6 protein-coding genes and 1 pseudogene are annotated in these 6,459 nt (G+C 62.6%); 4 read left to right on the top strand and 3 right to left on the bottom strand.

Going from position 1 to position 6,459, the window contains the following annotated elements; genetic code table 11:
- Positions 1 to 778: pseudogene (locus ACKLLE_RS08040) on the top strand (T6SS effector BTH_I2691 family protein); the annotation flags it as partial.
- Positions 765 to 1,535: a DUF6708 domain-containing protein gene (locus ACKLLE_RS08035; protein WP_420057531.1), complete on the top strand. Its 771-nt coding sequence runs from the start codon at positions 765 to 767 to the stop codon at positions 1,533 to 1,535. The pseudogene ACKLLE_RS08040 and the gene ACKLLE_RS08035, both read left to right, overlap by 14 nt.
- A gap of 160 nt (positions 1,536 to 1,695) precedes the next feature.
- On the opposite strand, the gene ACKLLE_RS08030 is transcribed toward ACKLLE_RS08035, so the two are convergent.
- Positions 1,696 to 2,673: a TauD/TfdA family dioxygenase gene (locus ACKLLE_RS08030; RefSeq protein ID WP_420057530.1), complete on the bottom strand. Its 978-nt coding sequence runs from the start codon at positions 2,671 to 2,673 to the stop codon at positions 1,696 to 1,698.
- Positions 2,674 to 2,898: 225 nt separating this feature from the next.
- Between ACKLLE_RS08030 and ACKLLE_RS08025 the strand changes: the two genes are divergently transcribed.
- The gene (locus ACKLLE_RS08025) at positions 2,899 to 4,089 is read left to right on the top strand and encodes a PepSY-associated TM helix domain-containing protein (RefSeq protein WP_420057529.1); all 1,191 of its coding nucleotides are present in this window, start codon (positions 2,899 to 2,901) and stop codon (positions 4,087 to 4,089) included.
- The gene (locus ACKLLE_RS08020) at positions 4,086 to 4,625 is read left to right on the top strand and encodes a thiamine pyrophosphate-binding protein (protein WP_420057528.1); all 540 of its coding nucleotides are present in this window, start codon (positions 4,086 to 4,088) and stop codon (positions 4,623 to 4,625) included. Before ACKLLE_RS08025 ends, ACKLLE_RS08020 begins: the two co-directional genes overlap by 4 nt.
- Before the next feature lie 150 nt (positions 4,626 to 4,775).
- Here ACKLLE_RS08020 and ACKLLE_RS08015 read toward each other — a convergent pair whose 3' ends face one another.
- Together ACKLLE_RS08015 and ACKLLE_RS08010 are read right to left on the bottom strand one after the other, a co-directional pair.
- Entirely contained in the window at positions 4,776 to 4,997 is a 222-nt protein-coding gene (locus ACKLLE_RS08015; protein ID WP_009403109.1) for an MbtH family protein, read from the bottom strand.
- Between the two features lie 52 nt (positions 4,998 to 5,049).
- Positions 5,050 to 6,444 (bottom strand): aspartate aminotransferase family protein, encoded by a 1,395-nt coding sequence (locus ACKLLE_RS08010; protein ID WP_420057527.1) that lies wholly within the window; start codon positions 6,442 to 6,444, stop codon positions 5,050 to 5,052.
- Positions 6,445 to 6,459: the final 15 nt, after the last annotated feature.

Below are 6,459 nucleotides of genomic sequence, written 5' to 3'. Positions count from 1 at the left end.
AAGGACGTACAAGGCCGGTGATCAACTGGCAAGTATTGGTTTTACGGCTGCGGCAGCTATTGCCGCCGGCTCAGCACTGACTGCGCTTGGAGGCTCCATAGCGTCTACATCCGTACTCCTTTTCCCGCTCGCGGTCGCCGTATTCCTGGGTTTTGTAGGATTTGGGTTTGCGGTGTGGGCCAAAAAGCAAGAATCGCAACCTCTGGAAATGTGGGCGCGACACTCACTTTGGGGGTTGCCCGAAGACCACCGACGCTGGAAAGACTCATATGACATGGATACGGCTATTGGTGCGTTGAATGCCGCGCTACTGGGTTTCACAGCAGAACTTGACGTGACAGTTCGGATACAAAGGCCAGGTGACAAAGTATCAGGACGCGGTGGAACCATGGAGTATCAGGTCGTTCTACCCGGATATACCCCTGACTTATCGCATTACGAATGGGAATTGTGGGGATACCGGCCTGGTGAAACATCGGGAGGAATTATTGTAAGCGGCCGTACCGGTAGTACGGACCCGCTGTCGGCTTCAGATTTCTGGAAACGGTCTGGATACGAGACCGACACTACGGCTCCGATCATTGATTACGATGCGGAGTCAAGAGAGCTCAGGATTAAAGGGTGCGTCGCTTTCCGTGGCAATCTCGATTTTCACGCTTTACAGCTTATCGTGACCTACTGGCCTAACAAGTCAGATGAAGCCGGAGTAGCCCGACTCACCACAAGAGAAGACAAGATAAGTGGATGGTTGGGATGGAAGTCTTATGAAAAGTCCTAACCTCAGCCCTTCTTGCCCTGGCTGGCAAGAAGACCTCCCCGGCCCTGACGAGCTGCCGGTAATGGCCCCAGCGCTTGGGTTCGACACACCTAACCACCAAGATGATATTTTTCTTGAGCTACCGCGTGCTTCGGCTTTCATAAGAGGCTTGGTGATCTGGTTTGTACCACTCATGAGCGTCCTGTTTTTCGTGCTGAGCTGGCTCGTTATAACTATTGAGCATGCGATCAACCTCGAAGCCTGGGCGATAGTCGGTTCGGCGACACTCGTTATAGTGTGGTCGATCTTGTTTTGCATTAAGTTCGACTTATCGGCACCTCGCGATCTACCACTGCGCTTCAACCGCTCCCGCAGCCGTATCTACGCCTACAACTTTAACTACCGCTGGTGGAACCCCTTCGAACGCTGGCGGGTTGAACCAGTAGCCTACGACTGGTCCCAAGTCCGAGCCGAACGCTGGTTGAAACGTGGCGCAACCGCTCAAGGCGGTCTCGTCATCAAGGGCGGTGTAGTGCTCTCCATCGTCAAACCCGGCACCAACGAAGTCATCGACCGCTTCCCTCTAACCACCATGGGCGCCGACGAGCATGCCTGGGCCTATATCTGCACCTACATGCAGCAAGGCCCTGATGCCCTGCCACCACCCGGTCCGCCGAAGGATCACAACGATGTGTCATGGTGCAACATCGCCCTGCTGCTGGCCCCGAAGGTCAAATGGCCCGCCGATATGGATCTGGAGTCGAGGACGGCGCCATGACGATTCCGCGTGAGCAGATCTGTGAAGAAAACAGATGAATCTGGAGCGACGCGAACCCTGTGGGGTTCACCCGCGATTGCCACGATGGATTCACTACCGCAATCGCGGCGGTTCGGCGGTCCGATAAACCCCACACACAAGGTACGCGTTCGCTTCTGGTTCAGCGTTCAGAATGCCCCTGCGCCATCGCCACCACCACCTTCCGCTTCCCGGTAAACGGCGACCGCGCGTGGGCCGCGAGCATGTTGTCGAGCATCATCACGTCGTTTTCCAGCCACGGGAACTTGATGGTGCAGTCGTCCAGGACACCGCGCACTTCATCCAGCAGGTCCACCTCGATCGGCGAGCCGTCGCCGTAGTAGACGTTGCGCGGCAGGTCTTCCTCGTCCACCACGTCCAGCAGGCTTTCGCGCACTTCCGGCGGCAGGTTGGAGACGTGGAACAGGTGCGCCTGGTTGAACCAGACCCGGTCCTGGGTGACCGGGTGGGTGGCCACCGATTGGCAGATCTGCCGGGTGCGCAGTTCGCCGTCGTCCTTCCATTCGCACTGGATCGCGTGCGCCCGGCAGTAGGCCTCGACCACGCTTTCGTCCTCGGTGTTGAACACCTGGCTCCATTCCACATCCAGGCCGTTGCCGTAGTTGCGCACGTACATCAGCTTCTTTTCGACGAAACGCTCGCGGATTCGCGCCGGGATGCGTCGGTAGATTTCGCGGCTGTCGGCAATCGGCGTTTCGCCACCGGTCTCGGCGGCGATCATGCTGTAGAACCAGATGCGCATCGGCCAGTCGAGGGTGTAGGCCTGCTCGTTGTGCAGGGGGATGCTCTGGTGCGCCGGGTACTCGGTGGAGGTGTAGACGCCCTTGGTCACGTTGCTGCGAGGGGTCGAGCCGAATTCGTAGCTGAGCAGCGGGTCGCCGAAGCCGGCGGCGAATTCGCGGAAGCGTTCGGCGCCACCCACCTCGAAGCCGCGGAAGAGAATGCCGCCAGCGCTGTACAGGTGCTGCGCCACCAGTGGCTTGAATTCGCCCAGCGCTTCCATCAGGTCCAGGCCCGGCTCCGGTGCCTCGATCAGCATGGGCAAGGTGCCTGACCCGCCCAACAAGGGGCGGATATCCAAACTCAACGCATGACTCATGAAGGTTCTCCCTGAAGGCTGTGGCCACCCAAGCCCCAACGGCAGGGCACGCCTCGTCTGCTGAGGGAACGTTTGGCCGGAGCGGAAAATTAGCCCGGCCGGCGCCCGCCCCCATACGCAGAAACATTTGCTTGCATCTTCGCTGCAGGTTTTGCCTAAAAACGTCCCGTGCCTGTTCGTAAAGAAATGGATGTCCTTCACGGATTTGCAGCGAGAGCGTTACCCATGTCGAAGAAGTCCCGCTCGAAACTCTGGTTTCTGGTGCACAGCTGGCTGGCCCTGCCGATCTGGTTCTTCGTCCTGATTGTCTGCGTCACCGGGACCCTGGCGGTGGTGAGCAAGGAAATCATGTGGCTGGCCTACCCGGAGATGCGCGCCACCGCGCCGTCGGAGGATGCCCGGCGCCTAAGCTTCGAGGAGATCAAGGATCACCTGGCGCAGAAGCATCCCGAGGCGATCATCGCGGCGCTGTACCAGCCGGACGGCGACTATTTCGCCCTGAACGCCACCATCAGCCTGCCCGGCGGACGCACCAGCATGGCCTACGTGAACCCGTACAGCGGCGAGATCCAGGGCTTTGCCCCATCGTTCGATTTCCGCCGCTTCACCCGTGCCCTGCACGGCTGGTGGCTGATCCCGGCAACCAACGGGCATTCCTGGGGCTGGTACCTGGTGTCCTTCCTCGGCCTGCCGCTGCTTGGCTCGCTGGTTACCGGGCTGGTGGTCTACAAGCGCTTCTGGAAAGGCTTCTTCAACCCGGTGCTGCGCCTGCGCCACGGCGCGAGGATCTTCTGGGGCGACCTGCATCGGCTCAGCGGCATCTGGTCGATCTGGTTCATCGCGACCATCTCCATCACCGGCACCTGGTTCCTGGTCCAGGCGCTGCTGGAGGACAACCAGGTGAGCATTTCCAGCTATTCCCCGGCGACTCTGGTGATGGCCCACAACAGCGTGCCGCTCACCGCCGACGGCGAGCCGCCGCCGATGATCAGCCTGGACCGCGCGGTAGCGATCGCCCGGGAGAAAATCCCCAGCCTGGACACCAGCAATATCATCATGCCCAGCAACACCTACGGCACCCTGCAGGTGGGTGGGCGCAGCTGGTATCCGCTGATTCCGCAACTGGTGGACATCCATCCCTACACCGGCGAGATCGCTGCGTCGCGGCTGCTCTCGGACCGCACCGGCGTGGAGCTGCTCACCGAGTCGATGCGACCGCTGCATACCGGGGACTTCGGCGGCTTCTGGATCAAGGCGATCTGGGCCTTCTTCGGCCTGGTGTTGAGCCTGATGGTGCTAAGCGGGTTGCTGATCTGGACCAAGCGCACCGCACTGGCCACCGCCGCCGCGCTCAAGCGCGAAGCCCGGGAAGCGCGCAAGCCGCGCCCCGTCAACACCGTGGAGAACACCCTGTGACCAAGGACCTCGCTGCCCGGCCGGAATCGTCGCTCGGGCGCTTCTGGCGCAAGTGGCGCTTCCATTTGAATATCCTGCTGATCCTGATTCCGCTGGGCTTCATGCCGCGGTACTTCGCCGAGACCGCGCTGTTTCGTGGGGATCGCGGGCTGGGGCAGCGGGTGGTCGGCGATATCCAGGTCGGGCCCTGGAGCCTGACGCTGGCCGAACTGAAGGAGCGCGGGCCGGAGCTGGATGGCGCATCCGGCTTTATGAAGAGCTTCAATGCCGAGCTGTGCGAAGCCTGCGCCAGGCGGGTCAAGGCGACCTACCTGAGGATCGGCAAGCCGCGCAGCCTGCGGGCGGCGGGGGTAATTTTCTTTGGTTCGGCGCATCGGCTGGGGGCGAGCTTGCCGGTGCCGAAAAACACGCCGGTGGATGCGCAGCTGTGGATCACCATGGAGGGCTGGGACGGGGCGGTGCATCAGGCGGCGATTCCGTTGGCGCAGGCTTCGCCGCGGACGGTGGAGTGGCTGCAAGCGCAGGCTGGCAGATGATAATGCGGTGACCTTCAGGACCCTATCGCTGGCAAGCCAGCTCCCACAGGGTCCGGCGGTGTACGCGGTCATTGTGGGAGCTGGCGTTGCCAGCGATAGGGCCGGGACAGACAACACAAAAAAGCCCCGGTGTTCACCGGGGCTTTTTCGTTATTGCGCCGCCTGCGCGTCCATCTTCTGCCGCAGGCTCAGCGGGCGCATGTCGGTCCAGACCTCTTCGATGTAGGCCAGGCAGTCTTTCTTCAGCCCGCTCTTGCCCACGGTGCGCCAGCCCGCCGGGACTTCCTTGTAGTCCGGCCAGATGGAGTATTGCTCCTCGTGGTTGACCACCACCTGGAACTGGATGTCGTCGCGGTCGAAAACTGAAGTCATTGCTGTTCTCCGAAAGTTGATATGTACCTAGACGTCCGGGGACGCCGAAAAATTAAAGGCTGGACACCGCCGCGGCCAACGCCCGGGCAAAGATCGCCGACACGTCGTCGATCTGCTCGGCGGTGATCACCAGCGGCGGCAGGAAGCGCACCACGCTGCCGTGACGCCCACCCAGTTCGAGAATCAGCCCGCGCTTGAGGCATTCGCGCTGCACCAGCGGCGCCAGGCGCGGGAAGTACGGGGCATGGCCCAGGGCGTCGACTTCGCCCTGCGGGTCCACCAGTTCGACGCCAAGCATCAGCCCGCGCCCGCGGATATCGCCCAGGTGCGGGTAGTCCTGCTGCAGCTCGCGCAGATGCCCGGCCAGGCGCTCGCCCATGGCGGCGGCGTGGGCGCAGATATCGTGCTCCTTGAGGTAGCGGATCACCGCCGCCCCCGCCGCCATGGCCATCTGGTTGCCACGGAAGGTCCCGGCATGGGCACCCGGCGCCCAGCTGTCCAGCCACTGCCGATAGACCACCACCGCCAGCGGCAGGCTGCCACCGATGGCCTTGGACATCACCACCACGTCGGGAATGATCCCGGCGTGCTCGAAGGCGAACATCTTGCCGGTGCGGGCGAAACCGCTCTGGATTTCATCGACGATCAGCGCCACCCCGGCCTGTTCGGTGATGGCGCGTACCCCGCGCAGCCACTCCAGGTCCGCCGGGATCACCCCGCCCTCGCCCTGCACCACCTCGACGATCACCGCCGCCGGCAGTTGCACGCCGGCTTCGGGATCGCTCAGCAGGTTGTGCAGATAGGCCAGGTTGGCCTTGACCCCGGCCTCGCCACCGAGGCCGAACGGGCAACGGTAGTCGTAGGGATAGGGCATGAACTGCACGCCATTGCTCAGCAGCGCACCCAGCGGGCGCTTGGGGCCCAGGCTGCCCATCAGGCTCAGGGCGCCCTGGCTCATGCCGTGGTAGCCGCCCTGGAACGACAGCACGGTGCTGCGCCCGGTGGCGGTGCGCACCAGTTTCAGCGCGGCTTCCACCGCGTCGGTGCCGGTCGGGCCGCAGAACTGGATCTTCGCCTCGGTCGCCAGTGCCGGCGGCAAGATGCTGAACAGGTCCTGGACGAACTGGTCCTTGACCGGGGTGGTGAGGTCCAGGGTGTGCAGCGGCAGTTCGTCCGCCAGCACCTGCTGGATGGCCTCGATCACCACCGGGTGGTTATGGCCCAGGGCGAGGGTTCCGGCACCGGCCAGGCAATCGATGAAACGCCGGCCTTCAACGTCCTCGACATGGATGCCTTTGGCCCGTTTCAGCGCCAGCGGAATCCGCCGCGGATAGCTGCGTGCGTTGGATTCCTGGCGGCTTTGCCGGGCCAGCAGCGGCGACTCGTCGAACTGGTAGAGCGTTTCGCCGGCCTCCTGGCCTTCGGCAAACCTGATAGCGACTGACATCTGTGCAACCCTCAA

It is taken from the genome of Pseudomonas bharatica, assembly GCF_048586865.1.
GTDB classification, from domain to species: domain Bacteria; phylum Pseudomonadota; class Gammaproteobacteria; order Pseudomonadales; family Pseudomonadaceae; genus Aquipseudomonas; species Aquipseudomonas bharatica.
This window is presented reverse-complemented; position numbering and strand designations above follow the sequence as displayed.

What these genes read in the sequence shown, in the direction of transcription:
- ACKLLE_RS08035 (WP_420057531.1), top strand. Translation starts at nt 765, where the DNA reads ATGAAAAGTCCTAACCTCAGCCCTTCTTGCCCTGGCTGGCAAGAAGAC.
- ACKLLE_RS08030 (WP_420057530.1), bottom strand. Translation starts at nt 2,673, where the DNA reads ATGAGTCATGCGTTGAGTTTGGATATCCGCCCCTTGTTGGGCGGGTCA.
- ACKLLE_RS08025 (WP_420057529.1), top strand. Translation starts at nt 2,899, where the DNA reads ATGTCGAAGAAGTCCCGCTCGAAACTCTGGTTTCTGGTGCACAGCTGG.
- ACKLLE_RS08015 (WP_009403109.1), bottom strand. Translation starts at nt 4,997, where the DNA reads ATGACTTCAGTTTTCGACCGCGACGACATCCAGTTCCAGGTGGTGGTC.
- ACKLLE_RS08010 (WP_420057527.1), bottom strand. Translation starts at nt 6,444, where the DNA reads ATGTCAGTCGCTATCAGGTTTGCCGAAGGCCAGGAGGCCGGCGAAACG.